The following is a 21,886-nucleotide window of genomic DNA, read 5'->3' as shown; positions in this document are numbered from 1 at the left end:
GCTTTTAAAGTATTATTTTAACGATTATTCAGCTTTATCATCAAGGTTTGTTTCATCTTTTTTTGATGAATCATCCGGTTTTTGGCTTTCATCAACCGGCTTTTCTTGAGGTGCGACTGTTTTAGTTGGCTTATCGTCTAAACGGTCGTGTGCATCACGTGGTTCACGCACAGGCTGACGCGCCATTAAATCATCAATTTGTTTAGCATCAATTGTTTCATATTTCATTAATGCATCTTTCATCGCATGAAGAATATCAATATTTTCTTTTAATATATCTTCTGCTCTTTGATAATTACGGTCTGAGAATAAGCGTACTTCGGCATCAATTACTTTAGCTGTTTCATCAGACATGCTCATTGCGCGACCACCGCCGCCACCCATGTACATCTCGTTTTGATCCTCAGCGTAAAGTAACGGACCTAGTTTTTCACTCAAGCCCCACTGCGTTACCATTTTACGTGCAATATCTGTTGCACGCTCAATGTCGTTACTCGCACCCGTTGTTACTTTGTCTTTGCCATAAATAAGTGCTTCAGCAATTCGGCCACCGTAAAGGCTTGAAATCATTGACTCTAAAAGCTCTTTAGAATGGCTAACACGGTCCTGTTCAGGCAGGTACATAGTTACACCAAGGGCACGGCCACGTGGAATAATCGACACTTTATAAACTGGGTCGTGCTCTGGCACCATACGGCCAACAATAGCATGGCCCGCTTCATGGTAAGCCGTCATTTCTTTCTCTTGCTCACTCATCACCATGGTCTTGCGCTCTGCACCCATCATGATTTTATCTTTAGCAGCATCAAATTCAGCCATACTTACAACACGTTTATTACCACGTGCGGCATAAAGTGCAGCTTCGTTTACAAGGTTTGCTAAATCAGCACCAGAGAAACCAGGCGTACCACGTGCAATAACTGCCGCTTCTACGTTATCGCCTAATGGCACTTTACGCATATGTACTTTAAGAATTTGCTCACGGCCACGAATATCAGGCAAACCAACCACTACTTGACGGTCAAAACGACCAGGACGAAGTAATGCAGGGTCTAGTACGTCAGGGCGGTTAGTTGCCGCTATAACGATAATACCTTCGTTACCTTCAAAACCATCCATTTCTACTAGCATTTGGTTTAGTGTTTGTTCACGTTCGTCGTGTCCACCGCCCATGCCAGCGCCACGCTTACGACCTACAGCATCAATCTCATCTATAAAGATAATACATGGTGCAGCCTTTTTAGCTTGCTCAAACATGTCACGTACACGCGATGCGCCCACACCAACAAACATTTCAACAAAGTCAGAACCTGAAATGGTGAAAAACGGTACTTTTGCTTCACCGGCTACGGCTTTTGCAAGTAATGTTTTACCCGTACCAGGAGGACCTACCATTAGTACGCCCTTAGGAATACTACCACCAAGTTTTTGGAACTTAGAAGGGTCACGTAAAAAGTCTACTAACTCTGTTACGTCGTCTTTTGCTTCATCACAACCTGCTACATCAGCAAAAGTTGTTTTAACTTGGTCTTCGCTCATCAGGCGCGCTTTGCTTTTACCAAACGACATTGCGCCTTTACCGCCACCGCCTTGCATTTGACGCATGAAGAATATCCATACCCCTATAAGCAGCAACATTGGGAACCAAGAGATAAAAATACTTGCTAAAAACGATTGTTCTTCAGGCTGAACGCCTTTCACATTTACATCATTTTTAAGTAAATCATTAATTAAGTCTTCATCGTACATTGGCATTGTGGTTTGAAAACGCTCACCACTGCTTTTAGTACCTGTAATATTACCTGTTCCACGGTCAATAATAACTTCTTGTAAAGAGCCGCTACGCACGTCTTTTACAAATTGAGTGTAACTTGTTTGACGATCAACTTGATCGCCGCCATTAAAGCTCTGAAATACTGACATTAGCACAACTGCAATAACCAGCCAGAGTATTAGATTTTTCGCCATATCGCTCAAGGGGTTAACCTCTTGTATCCAATTAATTTAAATTCAACTAAACGCCAAGCAACTGTACTACAGTTTGTAGCCGGTCGCTACTATATATACTTCCCGAGAACGGGCACGTGAGGCATCAGGTTTGCGTATTTTCACTGCTTTAAAACTATTACGAACGTCTTGCAAGTATTGATCAAAGCCTTCACCTTGAAACACTTTAACAACAAATGCACCATTTTTCTTTAATACTTGATGACACATATCAAGTGCTAATTCTACCAAATACATGCTACCCGCTTGATCTACCGAGTTATTACCGCTCATATTTGGTGCCATGTCAGAGAGTACCACATCAACATTTTTACCATCAATGCGTTTTAACAATGCATCAAGTACGGCTTCTTCACGAAAATCGCCTTGTAAAAAGTCAACCCCCGCAAGTGAGTCCATAGGTAATATGTCACACGCAACAACCTGACCTTTATCAGATACTTTCTCGGCTAAGTATTGTGACCAGCTGCCAGGTGCAGCACCTAAATCAACAACGGTCATACCAGGGCGAAGCAGTTTATCTTTATTTTGGATCTCATCTAATTTGAAAACAGCTCGAGAACGCCAGCCTTTTTTTTGCGCTTGCTGAACATATTGATCATCAAAATGTTCTTTCAGCCATCGCTTTGAACTGGCTGAATGTTTTTTATTTGTCATAAATTAACACGCAACTAATTAGTAATATTCTTTAGATGGCGTTAGAATACCCTTAATTCAAGCCATATTCAGCAAAATTTGTATAAACATGACATTATCAAACAAACAAAAGCAGTTTTTAAAAGGTCAGGCGCATAGCCTTAAGCCTGTAGTTTTACTAGGTTCTAACGGTTTAACCGAGGGCGTAGTAGTCGAAATTCAAAGTGCATTAGAAATTCACGAATTGATTAAAGTAAAAGTACCTACTGACGATCGTGAAACAAAAGCACTTATTTTTGATGCAATCGTTCGTGAAACCGGCGCTACTAAGCTACAAACAATAGGTCACACTGTTGTATTGTATCGTCAAAGTGCAGAAAAAAAGATTCAATTACCACGCGCATAAGTTAATTGTGCAGTGAGTCTTTTTATAAAAAAACCAGCATTAAGCTGGTTTTTTTATTATATGCGCTTATTTATGCTTTTTACCTTTAAACAATAAATTTAAAGCACGGCGCTTTTTAAGCAATTTTAGGCCTGTTTTATTTAGTGCGTTTGTATTTTAATAAACGGTCTAAAAATTCAGTAGTTAATTCATTTATCACGCCTGTTTCCGCGTTAACAATCAAGCTAAAACCCACATTTAAATGCGGTAAAACCACCAAATCACTGCGATAGCCTTGCACCCAGCCACTATGATAATAAAGCGTTTCATCGTTATAGTTATAAACACGCCAGCCTAATCCATAATAAGCTTGTTCTAATTCCTTTTTCCATACTCGTCTATAACGCTCTTTTTTTGTAAGTGTATAAGGACGTGTTTGTGTAGCAAGTGCATCTAAAGAGAGTACTTCTAGGTTTTGCCCTAATTGCGCATTTAACCATTTTGCCATATCGGTGGCACTTGCATTTACGCCCGCAGCTGGGCCGACTTTATAATAGTTTTTTTTCAGCTTGGCTGTGTACCAACGTTTTTTGCCTCTAACGTGCGGCATCGCATAATTTTTATCCTGCACCATTGCATCGTAGCCTAAGCTGGTATCGCTCATTTTTAATGGTGTAAAAATCCCCTCTTGCAGCCACTGGTCATATTTTTTATTGGTACTGCTGTAAATTACATCATCAATTAAACTAAACATCACATTTTGATAGCCATAGCATTGGCCTGGTTCGCAAATGGGCTTTACTGTTAATAGCTTTTCGACAATATCGGGGTAATTCATTCTTGATTCGATTAAATTATCATACGCATTAGGAACCAAACCGCTGGAGTGGCTTAATAAGTGAAACACTTTTAAATTATCTTTATAAACCGTGCCTTTAAAGGCAGGTATATACTCACTTACCGGTTTAAATAAATCTATTAACCCTTCACTTGCAAGCTTTGCAGTTAACGACCCTGCAAATGTTTTTGACACAGAAGCCAACCTAAAGCGGGTGTGGCGGTTAACCTGTGTGCCACTTCTTGCCTTAGTGCGGCCCATGGTGTGGATATAATCAGCGTTACCAATACTCACTATCGAAAGCGCAGCGCCAGGAATACCTTTACTGTTGAGTTTTTTTTCTGCGTAGCGTCCATACTGTTTTACGAATCCATCCCAGCTTGAGTCTGCTTTAGCTATTGCCTGAAGCGGTAAAGATAGACAAATAGCGACCCAAACATACATAAAATTAGTGAGATACTTCATTCGTTACAAATTTATTCTTTTTTTAACTACATCTATGTGCATAATATCATGAAGTTTTGATAGGACTAACGTACAATGTTGCGATTATTGGCTTTTTAAGTGGATGTTAAGTATTTATGCGTTTTATAGTTGTATCACTTTTTATATTATTATCAGCAGGTTGTGCAATTACCAAACAGCCGGCCGAGCCTTTGGCTTTACCGTTAAAGCCAACATTAAAGAGCGAAACTTACCAGCTTGAGTACAAAACAGAGCACGCATCGCCAAAAGTTAAGTCTGTACAGTTACCGGCGCACAAAGTAACACGCGGCCAAACAGTGCGTATTACAACCGATAAAGCAAGCGTAACAGACACGCTATTAAAGCAAATAACCCAAGCCTTGAACGATAAAGGCTTAGAAGTGACTGATAGCAAAAACAGTGACTACACGTTAGCTATTCATCAGTTAGATTTAGCATTTACTGACGATACAAAATATGCGTTAACTCAACCTGAAAACCCGTACCCTTTATTTGCCAAAGTAGCGCAGCAATACCCTACCCAACAATGCGCCACCATACTAGCGCAAGTGAGCATGCGCATTACGCACCGCGCCTCTGGCGATGTGGTATGGTTTGCAAAATCATCAATAGACAGCGCAAGCTTCCACCGTGAGCCTTTATTGTTTAGCTTTGCCCAAGAGCAAAAAATTACTAATGAGTTAGAAGTGGCAACATTTGTACATCAACAAAATACCGAGCAAGCCCGTATAGCGCGCGCAGGTAAGGAAGTAACTGTACCGCCCTTTAAAACCATTACTAAATTAAGCAGCTTAACTAAACTACAAGGCCCATGTACGCGTACAGAGGTGAGTGCCTTAACGCCTATGATGCAATATTACTTAAGCAGTATTTTAATTGATAAAATAAAAGTGCAATAACGTAAAAAACTACATTTTTTTACAGATTCAAGGATTCACTTACCAATATAATACGCTTAATAACAAATAATAATTAGGTCCCCAGGGATGAAAAACGCTTTCTTACAGCATACTTTTATTAATAGCGTATTGCTTTGCGCCATTTTTTTGAGCTTTCAAAGCCAAGCAAGCAATCGATACTATGCTGATAACACGCTAGAGCCCACCCAAGGTTTTGCGTGGGATTGGAGCGCTGGGGCTGGTTATTATGTAGAAGACTCTTACCTAATTGGCCTTGATTCCTATGACGATGGCATTGAACTCGATTTAAGCCTGGCTATTTCCTACGAAAACTTTTATCTCGACTTTGATCATAACCAGTTAAGCGGCGGCTTAGTTGTGGGTTACAGCCTTATAGATAAATTTGATTGGGGCTTGGATATATTAGGCACCAATACTCAGGCTGGCTTTGATGACAAAGGTTTAGGTTTTTACAACCACGGTGTAATAGAAGAGCTTGCGGGTATAAAATCGCGTAATTACGATTTTGATGCTGGGCTAAGATTAACGCGCCGCTTTGAAAACTCGCAAATTTCGTTTGAGTTTTTACATGATATTACAGGTACACATAATGGCTGGGTGTTTAACACCTTTTTTAGCCATATTTTGCCATGGCGTAATTGGGAGTTTAGATCTGGGGTGGGTATTAGCGCTTATTCGGGCAGTTTTACTAACTATTACTTTGGTATAGATGCAGACGAAGCCACCGCTAACCGCCCTATTTACACCCCTAATGGCAGTACCAGTATTATGTTTGAGTTTCATGCTGAGTACCCTATTTCTCAAGATTGGGTGTTTTTGTCTGGCTGGTTAACAACGTGGTTTTCAAAAGAAATAGACGACAGCCCCATTATTTCTCAAGGGTATCAACATAAAGCCAAGGTAGGCCTACGTTATGTATTTTAGATGGATCTGTTTATTATTGATCTTCCCTGCTATTTCATCTGCTAAAACCACAGATAAAACAGCCCCATTAATTGCGCTGCCCGACACCTGTGTTGCACTGCGCGAAGGCCGCAATTGCTACGCTGATGTAACGCTTAGCTGGCAGCAACCAACTATTGGTAATTACTGCCTAAGAGACGCAACATCAAAATATATAATGCAATGCTGGTTAAAGCAGCAACAAGGCGTATTTGAATATACCTTCGACTCCCAGCAAAGTATTTCTTTTGAATTGTTTGATAGTAATACAGCCCAAGTTATTGCCACAACAGAGGTTAAACTGCAGTGGGTTTATCAAAATAGACAAAAAAAACGCCGCTGGCGCTTGTTCTAATTAGAGGTGTGACCTTTCGTGATTGATTTTACAGCAATGTGTTTGGTAATTAAGTAAGTCAGCGCTTATAAAATGTGGTTGTTCAGCTAAATAGGCACTAACGCAGCATAAATCCCAAACCTATGCAGCCCTTAGGGTTATTTAAGGGCGAGTTTCAATCCACACACGGCAACCCTCTAACACTAAGGAAGCTTTATGGATAATTACGGCACTATTTTATTAGTTGAAGATGACACCTCTTTAGCCCAATGGGTTGCAGAGTACTTAACCGAGCAAGGCTATACCACCCATGTTTGTCACCGCGGCGATGAAGTAATAAGCCAGGTAAAAAACTTAAACCCTAACATTGTGCTGCTCGACATTATGCTGCCAGGCCAAGACGGTATAAGTGTGTGCAGAGAGCTACGTAGCTTTTACACCGCGCCCATTATTATGCTAACCGCCCGCGATGATGAAATGGATGAAGTAATTGGTTTAGAAGTAGGTGCGAGTGATTACATCATGAAACCAGTGCGCCCTCGCGCATTACTGGCCCGTATAAAAGCAGCACTGCGCCTTACCAGCGAACCGACTAAAGTAACCACTAACGAGAGTGTGATTACTGTAGGCGCACTCAGTATTGATACTCAATCACGCAGTGTAACGCTTAATAATCAAGATATGGCTATTTCTAGTGCTGAGTACCTCCTACTGCACTATTTAGCCAGTAATGCAGGCCAAGTAGTCTCGCGTGATGCTGTGTTTAAAGCAACCAAAGGCCGTGAATACGATGGGCTTGATAGAAGTGTTGATGTACTAATATCTGCGCTGCGCAAAAAGTTTCATGATGACCCGCAAAACCCAGAAAAAATTAAAACAATTTGGGGGCGTGGTTATTTACTTGTTGCCACTGCGTGGGAATAGTAACCGTGGCGGTTTAAATGAAAAAATTTTACATTTCACTACTCGGTAGTGCGCTGCTTTCTATTGTTGTATTGGGCTGGCTAATCGATGCATTTAGCCAACAAACTCAAACACCGCATGATGAATTTAGCCTACAAAGTCAAATGATCAACGGCTTTAGTAAACATTTGAGTAGTGTAGCGACCTCAGAGCGCGCAGCTTATGTAAAGCAATTGGCAAACGACTTTAATGTAAAGCTTGATTACAAAAATAATGAATCCCTTGCCCTGCCGCCGTCTTTAATACTGCAAATGCATACCCAAAGCGGCCTTATTTTGGAAGACCAGCAAGGTTTTTATATGCTCTACAGTAGCGAAGTATTGTCGCCTTATCATCTTTCCATGCGCCTAGACAAAGGCTTTGAAACAGATCAGCGCAACGATATTATTTTAACTTTGTTGTTTTATGCTGGGCTCTGCATTTTTATGGGCTTTATTATTGCCCCACTAGCTAAACGCTTAACAGTATTAAACGATGCGGCTAAAAAGTTTGCCGCAGGTGATGTACAAGCGAGAATAAAGGTCTCTCACTTTACCTACATAAGAGATGTTGAGCTTACATTTAACCGCATGGCTAGCCAAATAGAAAAGCTCGTGGCGGAAAACAAGTTAATGGCATCGAGCTTATCGCACGATATTAGAACCCCTATCGCATGTTTACGCTTTGGCTTAGATGCTGCGCTCGACAGCGCAGATATGCCTAAAGTTAAGCAATACCTTGTGCGTATGGAAAACGATCTCGATCATATGGAATCGATGCTTAAAAGCTATTTAGCCTTTGCAACCCTTGAGCAAAATGCCAACCAGCTCACCTACTCGCAAACTAATTTATCGCACTATCTTGAAGATTTACTTACACAGCTTTCGCCTAAAATTGAAACCAGCCAACTTAAAATACAACTAAACAGTAGTGACGATATGGTTTTTGCTGACTTACATTGGCTTGCTCGGGCTATTAGTAATTTAATTGGCAATGCCTGCGACTTTGCAAAAGACACTATTTATGTCAGTGCAAAGCGCGATGAACATTATTTATATATTACAGTTGAAGATGATGGCCCAGGCATCGCACCAGAGAACTTTAATAACGTTTTTAGCCCGTTTTTTAGAGAAGAAAGCCACCGTAACCGTGCTGATAAAAGCTATGGCTTAGGCTTAGCCATTGTTGCAAAAGTGGCAGATTGGCATCACGGCAGTGTAAGCGTTAGTAAAAGTGCGCGGCTTCAAGGGGCGTGTTTTACCCTTAAAATTGGCCAGCATCACGATTCGTAAAATATTATTTACACAACTGTAATTAGGGCCTGTTGGCCTTTTAGGGTTATAATTTGTTCTATCTAGGGGCTGTTTAATCGCGGCGCGAGGTTTGTAACCTAGTGGGCTACGTAAAAACCGAGTAACAAAGAGTAAATAGCCCCTAGGCAGAACCCTTAGGGCAGCGCCTGTTTGGCATTTATACGTCGTTATGCCTATTTATGGGGAACAACCACACTACATAGGCTCTGCCTTGCCTAAACACCAAACAGACTGCTGCAAATTTAACCTCGAAAGGTAAACAGGCCCTAAAATTTATTACACAAAATCAACTCCTTATTCTAAACCTGTTGATAACATTAATTAAATGCATCGCGTGATAGACACACCAGACGATAATTATTGTCACAATTGGGCAAATAAGTACTTTTTATTTATTTGCAATTCCAGTAGATTGTCAGCGCCGTCAAAAAATAGAGAAGTACAACAATATGAGCGCAGTTAGAGGTGAGTTTAGCTCTCGCTTTGGATTTATAATGGCCGCCGCAGGCTCTGCAGTAGGTTTAGGTAATATTTGGGGTTTTCCTACCCAAACAGCAAGCAATGGTGGTGCCGCTTTTTTAGTCGCTTATTTGGTACTCGCGTTCTTTTTAGCATACCCCGCACTTATGGCTGAGCTTATAATTGGCCGCCACGGACAAGCTAATGCGGTGTCTTCTTTAACAAAAATAACATCACACGCGTGGCAAAAGCGCTTTGCTTTTATCGTGGGTTTTGGCGGGATTTTATGTGCGGGCTTTATTTTAAGTTTTTATGCCATTGTGGCAGGCTGGATGCTCAGCGCGACAATTGAACCTCTCACTACATTAGCTGGTGCAAACCAAGCTTCAACGTGGTTAAGTGAGCAGTCACTTTCGCGAAACATCATTTTTACAGTGATATTTATTATACTCACCGTGGCTATTATTAGCCGTGGCGTAGAAAACGGCATAGAAAAATGGTCTAAGCGTCTGATGCCTGCGCTTTTAGGTATTTTATTTGCCTTAATTGCCTACGTTATGACCCAAGAAGGTGCTATGCAAGGGCTTAAAGCCTATTTATTGCCTGATTTTTCATCTATATTTGATGCAAATTTACTCGTAAGTGCACTCGGCCAAGCGTTTTTCTCTTTGTCATTAGGCACCAGTGTGATGATTATTTATGGCTCTTACATAAGTAAAAAAGAAAACCTAGTCACGCTAGGCGCATATGTAACCTTAATAGATGTGTTTATCGCGTTTGTAGCGGGCCTTTTAATTATACCTGCCATGTATGTCGCACAAGCTCAAGGCGTAGAAATTTTTTCATCTACAGGCAAACTTCTCTCTGAAGACACACTGGTGTTTCAAGTGCTACCAGCATTGTTTGATGGTATGGGCTCTGTGGGTTTATTTATAGGCTTTGCATTTTTTGCCCTAATGAGTATAGCCGCACTTACCTCCTCTATTTCAATGTTAGAGGCGCCGGTATCGTATACTGTGGAGCGCTTTGCAATGAGCCGCCTGCAGGCTACATGGCTAATTGGCGCGCTAATAAGCGCAGTGAGCATTACCATAGTATGTAACTTAGGAAGCTTATTTGGTTTAGTGATCACCCTAACAACTAAAGTTGCTCAGCCTTTACTTGGCTTGATGTGTTGTATTTTTGTTGGCTGGATTTGGTACCGTGGCTCACTACTAAAAGCAATACAGCAAGGTAACCCTGAGGTTCATAACACACTATTTTGGAAAGTATGGCCTGTATACACTAAGTTTGTGTGCCCTATAGCTATTGGTGCTGTGTTTTTACATTCGGTGTTAAGTTAAAACGTTATTTTTAACTAACCCGAGTTCAGGTTAAGTTCTAAATGAAGTGAAGCCCACGCGTTAAGTGGGCTTTTTAATAGCTTAAATTTACTCGTAATAAATTAGCTTAGTGTATTTAACACCATATCTTGATGAGGGATGCCATCTTCTAGATATTGCTCCCCTACTTCTGTAAAGCCAAAAGAGCGATAAAATGCTAATAAATAGGTTTGTGCGCCTATATAAATATGACGCTGTGGCCACTGCTTTTTACAACATGCTATGGCCGCATTTACAAGCTCAGTTGCCCGCCCTTTACCTCGCTCACTTTTGCAAACCAGTACACGGCCTATTGCACTGTACTGCTCGTTTTTTTCATAGCAGCGGGCATAAGCTAATAAACTATTATCTGCAATTGCATATAAATGCTGAGTACTAGGGTTAATGTCTACCTCATCAAGCTCAGGGTAAGGGCATGTTTGCTCTACTACAAATACATCAACACGACCGCGCATTATCGTAAATAAAGTACGCGTATCAAGCGCATCAAAATGCGCACATTTAAACGACATATAAAATCCTAAAATAAAAAACCCAGCCTAAGCTGGGTTTAGTTAAACTACGCATCACTTAGGCAAACAAACGCTCTAATTGGTCACATAACTGCGATAAATTCACATGGTCGTGCTCTATGGTTAAATCAACATAACCATCGCCTCTAAATGCTCTATCCAGCTCAATTAAAACATGCGTTTTATGTGCTTCTGGTACAAACGATAATTCAATTTCTTGAATACCAAATAAGCTGCGGCTATTAGGCTTGTATTCTAACTCTTGATAACACCCCGATACCGACTGAAAAGTAGGCGCACGTAAATGCCCTTTTTCAACATCTGCTTTTAATAAACTAAACCCTAATTTATCCATTGCTTGCATACAGGTTTTAACAGCTTCGTTAGGGTAAATATGCAAGTGGTCTTTATCTGTTGGGTCTAGTGCTAAATCAATATCAAGGCCTGTTTCAATCCATACATGTGATTGGTTGTAGCCGGCGTTAATTTCAGTAATTGGCGTTTCTGGATGAAGGCGCGCTTCAAATGGAATGCTTTTAACTTCACCTGGCTCAACAGTGCCTATGTCGGTTATACGCCACTGATCAATTACGTGATTAGTAAAGTACTCACCTTCTTCGCCATCAACTTTAACGCGAGTCATTAAAAACAAATCAAGGCCAGCAATTTCTTGAGCCACATCGCCTGCAGTTATAACGATATTAGCGTTAAAAAGTTGCCCTGGCTGAAGATGCTCAGTTTCTAAAATTGTATCTACTTTTGCAGCGCCAATACCTACCGACGCTAAAATCTTTTTAAACATATCTATCTCCTTAAGCTGAGCGGCTCAGTTTGTTGCTCAAGCTTAAACTCCTTCGTTAAAGCATCTTAACCATATTTAAAAGCCAATGTCAGTGAAAAAATGTTATTTACATGCTATTTACGATTAAATACGTGTTTAATGTGCATTTTTTATACGCAGCTGGGCAAGTAATTGATTAAACGCGCTCATTTTTAGGGCTATTTTTATTTTCAATGGTATAAAATTTTCGCTACACTGCAATCCCAAATGAAGTGATATTAAGAATTATGGAACTAATCTATTTTGCCGCCGCGTTTGTTTGTGGCTTTGGTGTTTATCAATTAAAACTTCCTCCCCTTATTGGCTTTTTACTTGCCGGTTTTGCATTAAATTTATCTGGCTATAAAAGCACCGAACTACTCGATACCATTGCGGCACTGGGTGTAACACTTCTTTTATTTAGTATTGGCTTAAAACTTAAAGTAAACAGCTTAATCAAGCCCCAAGTATGGGCACCCGCTACCCTACACATTATTTTTAGCAGTGCATTATTTAGTGGCTTTATGTTACTGCTAGGTATTTTTGCTGTGCCTATGTTTGTTGATTTAAGCTGGCAAAGTGCCTTATTAGTTGGGTTTGCGCTAAGCTTTTCAAGCACTGTATTTGCGGTAAAAGTACTTGAAGAGCGCGGTGAAATGGCAAGCCTACACGGAAAAATAGCCATTGGCATTTTAGTTATGCAGGATATTTTTGCGGTTATATTTTTAGCCATTAGCACCGGCAAAGTACCTAATATGTGGGCTCTTGCTTTAATTATTGCACTACCTTTAGTGCGCCCGCTTATGTATGCAGTGCTTAACCGCTCTAAACATGGTGAGCTATTGCCGTTATTTGGCTTTTTCTTTGCGTTGGTTGCAGGTTATAACGCTTTTGATTTTGCAGGTTTAAAGGGCGATTTAGGCGCGCTCATTATGGGGATGATGTTTGCGCCACATAAAAAGGCGGGAGAGCTTTCAAAGTCGCTGCTTAATTTAAAAGATATTTTGCTGGTCGGTTTTTTCTTAAGTATTGGTTTAAACGCAGAGCTTACAGCTAATTCATTAATTGTAGCGTTAATCCTTATATTTGTGCTGCCAGTTAAAACCTTACTTTATTATGTGTTTACGAATACCTTTAAGCTCAGAGCGCGCACCTCGTTACTCACTGCATTTAGCCTTGCTAATTTTAGTGAGTTTGGCCTTATTGTGTGTGCTGTGGCAGCCTCTACAGGCATGATCACCTCAGAGTGGCTGGCGGTAATGGCTATTGCGGTGTCTATTACCTTTGTTATTGCATCGCCTCTTAATAAACGCTCAAACGAGTTATACGTAAAAATTGAGCGCTGGTTATTAAAATTCGAAAGCAAAACCCGCTTAGCTGAAGAGCTACCCGTTAATCTAAACGACACTAAAATCGTTATATTTGGTATGGGACGCATAGGTACAGGTGCCTACGAAACAATAAATGCGACTCACCCTAATGTAGTGGCGGGCATTGATATAAAACCAGAGGTGGTAGAAAAACATATTAAACGCAATAGAAAGGTACTCCTTGCCGATGCCACCGACCCTGACTTTTGGCAGCGCGTTAACCACTCTCATGTTGAAATGGTCATGTTAGCTATGCCAAAGCATATGCAAAATATTTTTGCATTAGAGCAGTTACAAGCCTCAGGCTATAACGGCCAAGTAACAGCTATCGCCAATTACCCTGATCAACAAAAAGAGCTTGAACAAATGGGCGTAAACTCGACCTATAACTTTTATTTAGAAGCAGGAAGTGGTTTTGCCGAGCACGTAAAGCAAGAGCTATTCGAAAAATAGTACTTTTATACTAAACAATAAAAACAACCAAATGAAAACGCCTTATTTTTTATAAGGCTTTTTTATTAGTTTTAGTTTAAAAACTCATTTTATTTACATTCCTTTACATTACTTCTCTCTATCTGTAAAAAAAACAGATAAACTACCGGTGTTGTTTAAATAAACGCCTTCGCACCTATGTCGCATAATTAGACTCCAGCTAATTAATGCAAGGTAAGCATTTATTTATCAACACAAATTTATTCAATCAGAGGGCCTACTCCCTCGTTCAATAGGCTGTTTCTTGCCCGTCACAGCCTATTTTATTTCTGTTTACTTGCCCGCTTACCCAGCCACTATTTAATGCGTTTATTATTAATAAGCAGTAGTATTACTATTATACGTTTTATCAATTACTGACTTATTATGGATACAGCCGAACTCAAGCTCGCCATTAATACAATTATGCCCTTTGGAAAATACGCAGGCAGACCCTTATTGCTTTTGCCAGAGCCCTACCTAGTGTGGTTTAAACAGCAAGGGTTTCCAGAAAGTAAACTCGGAGCGCAGCTTGCAATGATGTACGAGGTTAAATTAAACGGGCTTGAGCAAATGCTGATGCCCCTACTTAAAAAAAATGAAAAATAATTGAGAACTTTTTCCACGTAGCCGGGTCTACTATTTTGCTACTTGTTGATTTTGGTTTTTAACCACAAAAAGCGCCTTAGGCGCTTTTTTTTATGCCTGGCGTTTTTAGGTGAATTGCTTTTATACCAATCCGCATAATTAAGTGATCTATTTTGAGGGTGGAAAAACGTGTTGATAGCTATTTAGTTGTTCTCGGCAATTGCTCCTGCATTGCTCTACCTTCTGCATTTATGCAGTCGTAAATGGGAATTTTTTAACGTAGCTAGCGACACATTTGGCCCCACAAAATGATTTAATATTATTTTGGATAGGTATTAGGTAAGGTAACTATAAACTTAGCGCCACCAAGCGATGAGTCAATGATTGAATAGTGCCCTTTATGCCACGATACAATTTTTGCCACTATTGCTAAGCCTAAACCAAAGCCCCCTGTGCTTTTATCACGGCTTTTATCTAAACGAGTAAAAGGTTTAAATACGCTTTCTCTGTCGCTTTTTAAAATACCTTCTCCGTCATCTTCCACAATAAAGTAAATTGCATCACCCTGCGCTTTGAGTGTGACATCAACACGACTAACAGCGTACTTTAACGCATTGCCCACTAGGTTTTGCATTAAACGCGCAATAAAGTGCGCATCACACTTGTACACTAAAGCCTGTGGTAACACCGCATTAAACTCTATGCCGCTTGCAAAATTTAGCTTATTAATGACCGATTGTGTTAAGGCAGCCAAATCAACGTCGCTTCTCGCTAAGCTTGGTTGCTGCGAATCAAGCCGAGCATATTCAAGCATTTCACACACAAGCGCTTCAAGTTCGCTTATATCTGCCTGCATATTAGTTAGGTAATGTTGCCCTTTTTCCGATTGCAGTGTTTCTTCTAACATGGCTATACCAAATTTTAATCGTGCAAGGGGCGTTCTAAATTCATGAGATACAGAGGAGGTAAGTTCTTGTTGCGCACTAAGAAGATGCTCTATGCGCTGCTGCATTACTTTTAGAGTATCAGTAACGGGTAAAAAAAACGATTTAGAAGGACTGCTTAAGTTAAAGTCTTGCGAGCCATCTACCGCTTCGCACGCATGGCTTAATTTAGAAAAATCACGCCATAGTAAAAAGCTCCACAGCCCCACAGGTAACCCTACAATAGCCAGTAACATTAAATATGGGATAACAGAGCTTTCAGGTGCTTTTATAACGCCTACAGGGCCAATTTGAAGTAGCTTGTTATCACCAAGCTCAACATACCACACTATACGCTGCTTTTTATCATACAGGTACAGGTAATGATTTTTATCTAATGAGGCTTGCTGCTTAAGGGGTAAAATAAGATCTTTGCGGGCAATAACTTGGCTTTCAAAGCTGTGTTTTAGCTTATCTAGACCATCATCGGTTTGCGATAATAACCAAAGTGCTTGGCCAAACTCATCATCTAACAGCACTTGCTGCTGCGTCTCTTCGTAAGGCCAAACTTGTTCTATAACACCACTAACAATAAATAAAGAAACAATGATATAAACATATAAACTTATAAATAGTTTGCCCATTATTCCTTATTTACCTTCATATATTATTTTTCCCAGGCGTCTGATACAAACAAGTAACCTTGCCCCCACACGGTTTTTATACGGTAAGGTTTATCGCTGTTATCACCTAGCTTTTTGCGAATTCGTGACACGCGTACATCAACGGTACGGTCAAGCCCGTCGTATTGACGGCCAATCATATGTTGATGAACATGTTCACGGCTTAGTACTTCGCCTGCATTTGAGGCAAGTAGCCATAATAGCTCAAACTCATGGGATGTAAGTACTATTTCGTTTTCGTTTAATTTAACAATTCGGCTGGTTTTATCAATGACTAAATCACCAAACTGAATCTCTTCTGCGGCCTTAACCACGGGTTGCCCGCGACGCAGTAATGCATTTACACGCGCCAGTAAAACACGCGGTTCTGCAGGTTTTACCACATAGTCATCTGCGCCAAGCTCTAAGCCAATCACCTGATCAAAGTCTTCACCTTTTGCAGTAAGCATTAAAATTGGCAACGAAAACTTATCACGTACTTGTCGACATACGCTAAAGCCATCTTTACCTGGCAACATAATATCTAAAATCATTAAATCAGCAGCGTTATTCTCAAGATAACTAAATACTTCATCACCACGGCTTAATACGTCTACTTCTAAGCCATTATGTTCAAGATAATCTTTTGTTAGTTGTTGTAAACCTAGGTCATCTTCAACAAGTAAAATTTTTGGCATGAGTTGCTCCTAAATTAAAAATAGCTCCATGGAGAGCGAAGCCTGCGCCTACTTTTTTTAGCATCAGCACTTTGCACTTCAACGTGTGTTTTAGCAATTAACACACCGGTATGAGGATTGATTAAGGAGTATATGGTCTCTACCTGAACACGCGCTTTATACTCAAACTCACCAACAGCCTGCTGTTGCCAGCATTTAATCAGTTTGTTTTGTTGGTACAGGCATGCATCGCTTGGCGATGGTTGCTGCCAATTAAACTTTAAATCGAGATCGCAAAACGCTTGCTGCTCAGAAACAACACACACTTTGGGAGAGACCTTTAAAGACGCATTTTGCGCTACAACGGGAGGGCTAAACAGAAAAACTGTAAGCACAATCAACATTAAATACTTCATATTAAAAAGTATGATCGAATCCTATAAAAGCAGTCATTGAATAGTTACGTTCAAAAAGCGGACTGCCATCCATAGCTGAATAGTCGTAATATGCTACATGAAAACGAAGACTGTTAGCCTCACTCAATGGCCAACTGGCGTCGATTTTAGCATAAGGTTGCCAGCTACTACCAACGTCAATTTTACCTAATGAGGTTTCGTGTGCTTTTAAACCATAATAGTAGCTGTTTAATTCAGCTGATTTATAGATAACCCCAAGCGTTGGTTTTAACTTTAAACGCCCTACTTCACTGTGGTACTGCCATTGTATAGCGCCTCGAGTACCGTTATAAACATTACTTATATCGTGTAATAACTGTATCGATAGCACATGATTTTGCTGCACATAATGATAGCTGCCCCCAGCATCTAGAGCTAAATGGCGATTATCAATATTATCGATATTTATTTTTTTAGGCTGGGGATTATTTTGCGCCAATGCAGAAGCACCTGCGGTTGCTGGTAAAACAAAGAGGTTATTAGGATGCCAATCAATAAAAAAGCGTGACTCTGCGTTAAGTTCTGAAACGATATTAAAATGATGCTTTTGATTTTCTTTAAGTGTGTAGCCAAGGCGACCATTATCGAAAAACCAACGCTCACCATAAAAAGCAATTCGCGGGATCACAGGGAGCGGGACGTTTTTTCCGCCATGCAGAGGGTTGGTAATAACACCCGCGCCGACACTTAGATTTACATGCCACTTCTTAACAGTAATATGTTGCTGCGCATACTCTTGTTCGTTGTAGGCCTGCGAAGCTGTGCTAGGCACGCAAGCAAGACACACCACAAAGCAAAAAATGTAAATAAAAGTATTGAGCCGCATTAACCTAATCTAAATGAGTAAATAAGTAAGTCACCCATACTAGCAAGGTAAGCACAAATGTGCGCCACTTGGTTACAATCGTTCACAATTTTTATACATGCGTATCACATTTAAATATCAGGGGCTATTTCAATACGGTTGCGACCATGTGTTTTAGCTATATATAAAGCACGGTCGGCGCGCTCAATAAGTACCGAACCTTTCGTGAATGGACGTAACATAGCGAGCCCAAAACTTGCAGAAATTGCACGTTTAGAATTTACATCGTCTTTTTTACGGATAGTTAATGAGGCAATATCTAAACGAATTTTATCAGCAAACACCATAATCTCGTTGATGCTGTCAAAATACCCGGTAATACAAAACTCCTCACCACCATAGCGGTAAACATTCAGGCTATCGGAAATATTTTGCGAAACTTTTTTGGCTACTAATTTAAGTACTTCATCGCCTTTTTGATGACCAAAATCGTCGTTAAAACGTTTAAAGTGATCAATATCAAACATGATTAGTACCGCCAATACGCTCTCGTCAGCTTGCTCTGAATAGGTTTGACAAAACTGCTGAATATCATCATCAAACTTTCTTCTATTAAAAAAGCCTGTCAGGGGGTCTGTATCGGCTGCTTCTTGAGAAAGGTTAAGTGCTTCTTTTAAATCTTTAATTTCGTTATAGGCTACCGCAAGCTTAGTTTGAAATTCTCGCGCATAGTCTTGCATAGCCACCGACTCGTCAGTTAAGCGTTCAACACAACCGAGTATTTCGTTAAACGAATTTACATTAGCTAAACTTGCTAACTCATTTTGAGAATCTACCAACGACGTGGTAAAGCTTTTAGAATGATCGAGGGTAACGCTTATATCATGCTGTACTTGCTCCATAGTGCCATGGAAGCGATCTGCCATTTCTTGAAAAAACACTAAGTCATCTTCGCTTAAATGCTTATCAAAAATTTCTTTTGCTTTATTTTGAGTACATGTTTGTTGCTCAGCAATGACGTGATCAAGCTCAGCATTTAATGCTGGCTTACTGCCTTGCACATAGCAATACCAAATAGCGTAATTGATAGGCGTTACCGGCATTCGGTACTTTACCATCAGAGGAATTGCTTTTTTTAAACATTGAGCAGAATGAGCGAGCGATACAGCATGATCCATAATTATTATAAACTCTCGTGCGTCATTATTTTTTATTATTAAGCTTTCATGTTAAGTAATAGTAAACTCATACGCAACTGTTAATCATACTATTTACTGAATTATATTAATCGTTAAAAGCTTAAATAACATTTGCGCCTAAAGTTTGTGCAATATTCCATAATGCACTGATTGCAGGGTCGTTAAGCTCTTTTTTTAGCACCGCCAAACCAATATCAAACCCTTCTGGCTGGTAATTTTCACTGGGCAGTACGTGTACCTTGTCTTGTAGCGGACTATTATCTAGCACTATTTTGGGAACCATGGCGACACCTAATCCTAGGCTCACCATAGACACCATTGCTTCGTGCCCTGCTACTTGTGCATAAATTTTTCCATGCACATTATTTTTCCGCCACCACTGCTCTAACCGCTGCCTAGAAAAACCTTGCTCAGGTACAATAAACTCCAGTTCTGACCAATCGATATTTGGGGCGTTTTTCGCTATTTTTTCGCTGATCGGGCATTGAATTTTAGGGCCAATAAGAACCAGTGGAGAGTGGCCTATATTAACAAAAGCAATTTGGGCAGGCAGTTTACTTGGCCGTGCAGCAATAGCCATTGATTCATGGGCATCCAGTACTCGGTTTATTGCCAACGCCGGATCGCCGGTATTTAGCGTTATTTCTATATGCTGATGCTGCGCGCGGAGCTGTTCTAATATTTGATGCAAAAAACTATACGAGGCGGTGACTGAGCAATAAATACTCACATTACCGTAAATATGCTGGGTTGGGTCTTTCACATTCGTTTTAAAGCGCTGCCAATTAGCCAGTGTAGAGGTGGCGTAATCAATAAACGACTCCCCTTCTTTAGTTAATTTTACACTTCGGTTATCACGTATAAATAAAGCAACGCCGACCTCATCTTCAAGCTGCTTAATATTGCGACTTAATGTAGGTGCACTTATATGGCACAGCTCGCTCGCACGGGCAAAATGGAGCGTTTTAGCTAACGCTAAAAAGTAATTTAAATGCTTATGATCCATTACACGCCTCTACGTTTCATTTTTTGAAATACTTTAGTGCAAATATATCATTTTACGCAAGCAAAGTTTTTTTTTATGGTGTGTTTAAGCAAAGCAAATACGCTTTGCATCTAACAAACACGAATTATAGGACACTAACATGGCGAATTATTTTAATACCTTACCTTTACGCGAGCAGTTAGCTCAATTAGCGCAATGTGAATTTATGGACCCAAGTGAATTTACCGATGGTGTTGATGCACTTAAAGGTAAAAAGCTGGTTATTGTTGGCTGTGGCGCACAAGGTCTTAACCAAGGTTTAAACTTACGTGACTCAGGCCTAGATGTATCGTACACGTTACGTCAATCAGCAATTGATGAGCGTCGTCAGTCATACTTAAATGCATCTGAAAACGGTTTTACTGTAGGCACCTACGAAGAGCTAATTCCGAGCGCTGACGTAGTATTAAACCTAACACCCGATAAGCAACATACGGCCGTTGTAACTGCCATTATGCCTTTGATGAAACAAGGCTCTACACTTGCTTACTCGCACGGTTTTAATATTGTTGAAGAAGGCATGCAAATTCGTGAAGACATTACGGTAATCATGGTTGCTCCTAAGTGTCCTGGCTCGGAAGTTCGCGAAGAATACAAACGCGGCTTTGGTGTACCTACTCTTATTGCTGTTCACCCAGAAAACGACCCACAAGGTCACGGCTTAGCACAAGCTAAAGCCTACGCTGCGGGTACCGGTGGTCATCGTGCCGGTGTACTTAAGTCATCGTTTATCGCTGAAGTTAAATCAGACTTAATGGGCGAGCAAACAATTCTTTGTGGCATGTTACAAACCGGTTCAATTTTATGTTTTGATAAAATGATTGAAAAAGGCATTGATGCGGGTTACGCATCAAAACTAATTCAATACGGCTGGGAAGTAATTACCGAAGCCCTTAAATACGGCGGCGTTACTAACATGCTTGACCGTTTATCAAACCCTGCAAAAGTAAAAGCGTTTGAACTAAGCGAAGAACTTAAAGTTATTATGCGCCCGCTTTATAACAAGCACCAAGATGACATTATCGACGGTACTTTCTCACGCGTAATGATGGAAGATTGGGCAAACGACGATGCAAACTTACTAAAATGGCGTGCAGAAACTGCCGAAACTAACTTTGAAAAAACCCCTGCTGGTGATGTAGAAATCTCTGAGCAAGAGTTTTTCGATAACGGTATTTTAATGGTTGCTATGGTTAAAGCGGGCGTTGAGCTTGCATTTGAAACCATGACTGCAGCAGGCATTATTGACGAGTCGGCTTATTATGAGTCTTTACACGAAACACCGTTAATTGCCAACACAATAGCACGTAAAAAATTATTCGAAATGAACCGTACTATTTCTGATACTGCAGAATACGGCTGTTACTTATACAACCATGCGTGTTTACCATTATTGGCCGATTTTATGAAAAACATCGACACCGATGTTATTGGTAAAGGCTTAAATGAGCAAAGTAACCAAGTAGATAACCAAACACTGATTCAAATTAACACTGCACTACGTGAGCACCCTGTTGAAATTGTTGGCGCTAGACTACGCGGCTACATGTCAGCTATGAAGAAAATTGTATAACTAGTTTCGCTTGTTAGAAACCAAGCCCACATGCATACGCTGTGGGCTTTTTCGTGCTAGTAATAATAAAAAGCGAGTATACCCTTTTAGATATATTGCAATAATTAGCGCTTAATTAATAATGTGCTAACATGGCTATCTA

At 40.3% G+C, this 21,886-nt stretch carries 21 protein-coding genes; 10 read left to right on the top strand and 11 right to left on the bottom strand.

Annotated elements, in window-relative coordinates; genetic code table 11:
* Positions 1 to 24 precede the first annotated feature (24 nt).
* Positions 25 to 1,968 (bottom strand): ATP-dependent zinc metalloprotease FtsH, encoded by a 1,944-nt coding sequence (ftsH, locus tag AN390_RS03790; RefSeq protein WP_055253185.1) that lies wholly within the window; start codon positions 1,966 to 1,968, stop codon positions 25 to 27.
* Between the two features lie 66 nt (positions 1,969 to 2,034).
* A complete protein-coding gene (rlmE, locus tag AN390_RS03785) occupies positions 2,035 to 2,664 on the bottom strand; it encodes a 23S rRNA (uridine(2552)-2'-O)-methyltransferase RlmE (protein WP_004587345.1) in 630 nt (209 codons plus the stop codon).
* Between the two features lie 88 nt (positions 2,665 to 2,752).
* On the opposite strand from rlmE, the gene yhbY reads away from it, so the two are divergent.
* Complete coding sequence (yhbY, locus tag AN390_RS03780; protein ID WP_004587346.1) at positions 2,753 to 3,049, top strand: ribosome assembly RNA-binding protein YhbY; 297 nt, start codon at positions 2,753 to 2,755, stop codon at positions 3,047 to 3,049.
* Positions 3,050 to 3,185: 136 nt separating this feature from the next.
* On the opposite strand, the gene AN390_RS03775 is transcribed toward yhbY, so the two are convergent.
* Entirely contained in the window at positions 3,186 to 4,310 is a 1,125-nt protein-coding gene (locus AN390_RS03775; protein ID WP_408003168.1) for a serine hydrolase domain-containing protein, read from the bottom strand.
* 137 nt (positions 4,311 to 4,447) lie between these two features.
* Between AN390_RS03775 and AN390_RS03770 the strand changes: the two genes are divergently transcribed.
* From AN390_RS03770 to AN390_RS03745, 6 genes are all read left to right on the top strand, one after another.
* Positions 4,448 to 5,251 carry a hypothetical protein gene (locus AN390_RS03770; RefSeq protein ID WP_029773447.1) on the top strand — a complete coding sequence of 268 codons (804 nt, stop codon included), beginning with the start codon at positions 4,448 to 4,450 and terminating at the stop codon, positions 5,249 to 5,251.
* An 87-nt stretch (positions 5,252 to 5,338) separates the two neighbouring features.
* On the top strand, positions 5,339 to 6,196 hold the full coding sequence (locus AN390_RS03765) for a MipA/OmpV family protein (RefSeq protein ID WP_055253012.1): 858 nt from the start codon (positions 5,339 to 5,341) through the stop codon (positions 6,194 to 6,196).
* Positions 6,186 to 6,569 carry a DUF3019 domain-containing protein gene (locus tag AN390_RS03760; protein WP_004587350.1) on the top strand — a complete coding sequence of 128 codons (384 nt, stop codon included), beginning with the start codon at positions 6,186 to 6,188 and terminating at the stop codon, positions 6,567 to 6,569. The genes AN390_RS03765 and AN390_RS03760 overlap by 11 nt, the downstream gene beginning before the upstream one ends.
* 195 nt (positions 6,570 to 6,764) lie before the next feature.
* Positions 6,765 to 7,472: a response regulator transcription factor gene (locus AN390_RS03755; RefSeq protein ID WP_054982162.1), complete on the top strand. Its 708-nt coding sequence runs from the start codon at positions 6,765 to 6,767 to the stop codon at positions 7,470 to 7,472.
* 17 nt (positions 7,473 to 7,489) lie between these two features.
* Positions 7,490 to 8,782: a HAMP domain-containing sensor histidine kinase gene (locus AN390_RS03750; RefSeq protein ID WP_055253011.1), complete on the top strand. Its 1,293-nt coding sequence runs from the start codon at positions 7,490 to 7,492 to the stop codon at positions 8,780 to 8,782.
* Between the two features lie 470 nt (positions 8,783 to 9,252).
* A complete protein-coding gene (locus AN390_RS03745; RefSeq protein ID WP_055253010.1) occupies positions 9,253 to 10,605 on the top strand; it encodes a sodium-dependent transporter in 1,353 nt (450 codons plus the stop codon).
* 101 nt (positions 10,606 to 10,706) lie between these two features.
* Here AN390_RS03745 and AN390_RS03740 read toward each other — a convergent pair whose 3' ends face one another.
* Positions 10,707 to 11,156 carry a GNAT family N-acetyltransferase gene (locus AN390_RS03740; protein WP_004587354.1) on the bottom strand — a complete coding sequence of 150 codons (450 nt, stop codon included), beginning with the start codon at positions 11,154 to 11,156 and terminating at the stop codon, positions 10,707 to 10,709.
* A gap of 58 nt (positions 11,157 to 11,214) precedes the next feature.
* On the bottom strand, positions 11,215 to 11,958 hold the full coding sequence (locus AN390_RS03735; RefSeq protein ID WP_004587355.1) for a sporulation protein: 744 nt from the start codon (positions 11,956 to 11,958) through the stop codon (positions 11,215 to 11,217).
* Between the two features lie 266 nt (positions 11,959 to 12,224).
* On the opposite strand from AN390_RS03735, the gene AN390_RS03730 reads away from it, so the two are divergent.
* A complete protein-coding gene (locus tag AN390_RS03730; RefSeq protein ID WP_054982159.1) occupies positions 12,225 to 13,799 on the top strand; it encodes a cation:proton antiporter family protein in 1,575 nt (524 codons plus the stop codon).
* Positions 13,800 to 14,204: 405 nt separating this feature from the next.
* On the top strand, positions 14,205 to 14,426 hold the full coding sequence (locus tag AN390_RS03725; RefSeq protein WP_004587357.1) for a DUF3820 family protein: 222 nt from the start codon (positions 14,205 to 14,207) through the stop codon (positions 14,424 to 14,426).
* Between the two features lie 298 nt (positions 14,427 to 14,724).
* On the opposite strand, the gene AN390_RS03720 is transcribed toward AN390_RS03725, so the two are convergent.
* The 6 genes from AN390_RS03720 to ilvY form a co-directional block, all read right to left on the bottom strand.
* Positions 14,725 to 15,972: an ATP-binding protein gene (locus AN390_RS03720; protein WP_055253009.1), complete on the bottom strand. Its 1,248-nt coding sequence runs from the start codon at positions 15,970 to 15,972 to the stop codon at positions 14,725 to 14,727.
* A gap of 23 nt (positions 15,973 to 15,995) precedes the next feature.
* Positions 15,996 to 16,688, bottom strand: a complete 693-nt coding sequence (locus tag AN390_RS03715) for a response regulator transcription factor (protein ID WP_024031826.1) — start codon at positions 16,686 to 16,688, stop codon at positions 15,996 to 15,998.
* 14 nt (positions 16,689 to 16,702) lie between these two features.
* On the bottom strand, positions 16,703 to 17,071 hold the full coding sequence (locus AN390_RS03710) for a DUF3019 domain-containing protein (RefSeq protein ID WP_036963332.1): 369 nt from the start codon (positions 17,069 to 17,071) through the stop codon (positions 16,703 to 16,705).
* Positions 17,072 to 17,084: 13 nt separating this feature from the next.
* On the bottom strand, positions 17,085 to 17,948 hold the full coding sequence (locus tag AN390_RS03705; RefSeq protein ID WP_236695069.1) for a MipA/OmpV family protein: 864 nt from the start codon (positions 17,946 to 17,948) through the stop codon (positions 17,085 to 17,087).
* A 110-nt stretch (positions 17,949 to 18,058) separates the two neighbouring features.
* Complete coding sequence (locus AN390_RS03700; protein ID WP_173644023.1) at positions 18,059 to 19,105, bottom strand: GGDEF domain-containing protein; 1,047 nt, start codon at positions 19,103 to 19,105, stop codon at positions 18,059 to 18,061.
* 121 nt (positions 19,106 to 19,226) lie between these two features.
* A complete protein-coding gene (gene ilvY, locus AN390_RS03695; RefSeq protein WP_055253007.1) occupies positions 19,227 to 20,132 on the bottom strand; it encodes an HTH-type transcriptional activator IlvY in 906 nt (301 codons plus the stop codon).
* Between the two features lie 139 nt (positions 20,133 to 20,271).
* Between ilvY and ilvC the strand changes: the two genes are divergently transcribed.
* Complete coding sequence (gene ilvC, locus AN390_RS03690; protein ID WP_029773436.1) at positions 20,272 to 21,744, top strand: ketol-acid reductoisomerase; 1,473 nt, start codon at positions 20,272 to 20,274, stop codon at positions 21,742 to 21,744.
* Positions 21,745 to 21,886 lie beyond the last annotated feature (142 nt).

This window comes from Pseudoalteromonas sp. P1-11, assembly GCF_001399995.1.
Lineage (GTDB): Bacteria > Pseudomonadota > Gammaproteobacteria > Enterobacterales > Alteromonadaceae > Pseudoalteromonas > Pseudoalteromonas atlantica.
The sequence above is the reverse complement of the archived record's forward strand: the minus strand, read 5'-3'. Positions and strand labels throughout refer to the sequence as shown.

Coding starts and splice junctions, on each gene's coding strand:
- AN390_RS03750 (WP_055253011.1), top strand. CDS start 7,490: ATGAAAAAATTTTACATTTCACTACTCGGTAGTGCGCTGCTTTCTATT.
- AN390_RS03760 (WP_004587350.1), top strand. CDS start 6,186: ATGTATTTTAGATGGATCTGTTTATTATTGATCTTCCCTGCTATTTCA.
- AN390_RS03730 (WP_054982159.1), top strand. CDS start 12,225: ATGGAACTAATCTATTTTGCCGCCGCGTTTGTTTGTGGCTTTGGTGTT.
- AN390_RS03745 (WP_055253010.1), top strand. CDS start 9,253: ATGAGCGCAGTTAGAGGTGAGTTTAGCTCTCGCTTTGGATTTATAATG.
- AN390_RS03770 (WP_029773447.1), top strand. CDS start 4,448: ATGCGTTTTATAGTTGTATCACTTTTTATATTATTATCAGCAGGTTGT.
- ilvC (WP_029773436.1), top strand. CDS start 20,272: ATGGCGAATTATTTTAATACCTTACCTTTACGCGAGCAGTTAGCTCAA.
- AN390_RS03735 (WP_004587355.1), bottom strand. CDS start 11,958: ATGTTTAAAAAGATTTTAGCGTCGGTAGGTATTGGCGCTGCAAAAGTA.
- AN390_RS03740 (WP_004587354.1), bottom strand. CDS start 11,156: ATGTCGTTTAAATGTGCGCATTTTGATGCGCTTGATACGCGTACTTTA.
- AN390_RS03700 (WP_173644023.1), bottom strand. CDS start 19,105: ATGGATCATGCTGTATCGCTCGCTCATTCTGCTCAATGTTTAAAAAAA.
- AN390_RS03705 (WP_236695069.1), bottom strand. CDS start 17,948: ATGCGGCTCAATACTTTTATTTACATTTTTTGCTTTGTGGTGTGTCTT.
- ftsH (WP_055253185.1), bottom strand. CDS start 1,968: ATGGCGAAAAATCTAATACTCTGGCTGGTTATTGCAGTTGTGCTAATG.
- yhbY (WP_004587346.1), top strand. CDS start 2,753: ATGACATTATCAAACAAACAAAAGCAGTTTTTAAAAGGTCAGGCGCAT.
- AN390_RS03765 (WP_055253012.1), top strand. CDS start 5,339: ATGAAAAACGCTTTCTTACAGCATACTTTTATTAATAGCGTATTGCTT.
- AN390_RS03710 (WP_036963332.1), bottom strand. CDS start 17,071: ATGTTGATTGTGCTTACAGTTTTTCTGTTTAGCCCTCCCGTTGTAGCG.
- ilvY (WP_055253007.1), bottom strand. CDS start 20,132: ATGGATCATAAGCATTTAAATTACTTTTTAGCGTTAGCTAAAACGCTC.
- AN390_RS03755 (WP_054982162.1), top strand. CDS start 6,765: ATGGATAATTACGGCACTATTTTATTAGTTGAAGATGACACCTCTTTA.
- AN390_RS03775 (WP_408003168.1), bottom strand. CDS start 4,310: ATGTATGTTTGGGTCGCTATTTGTCTATCTTTACCGCTTCAGGCAATA.
- AN390_RS03720 (WP_055253009.1), bottom strand. CDS start 15,972: ATGGGCAAACTATTTATAAGTTTATATGTTTATATCATTGTTTCTTTA.
- AN390_RS03725 (WP_004587357.1), top strand. CDS start 14,205: ATGGATACAGCCGAACTCAAGCTCGCCATTAATACAATTATGCCCTTT.
- AN390_RS03715 (WP_024031826.1), bottom strand. CDS start 16,688: ATGCCAAAAATTTTACTTGTTGAAGATGACCTAGGTTTACAACAACTA.
- rlmE (WP_004587345.1), bottom strand. CDS start 2,664: ATGACAAATAAAAAACATTCAGCCAGTTCAAAGCGATGGCTGAAAGAA.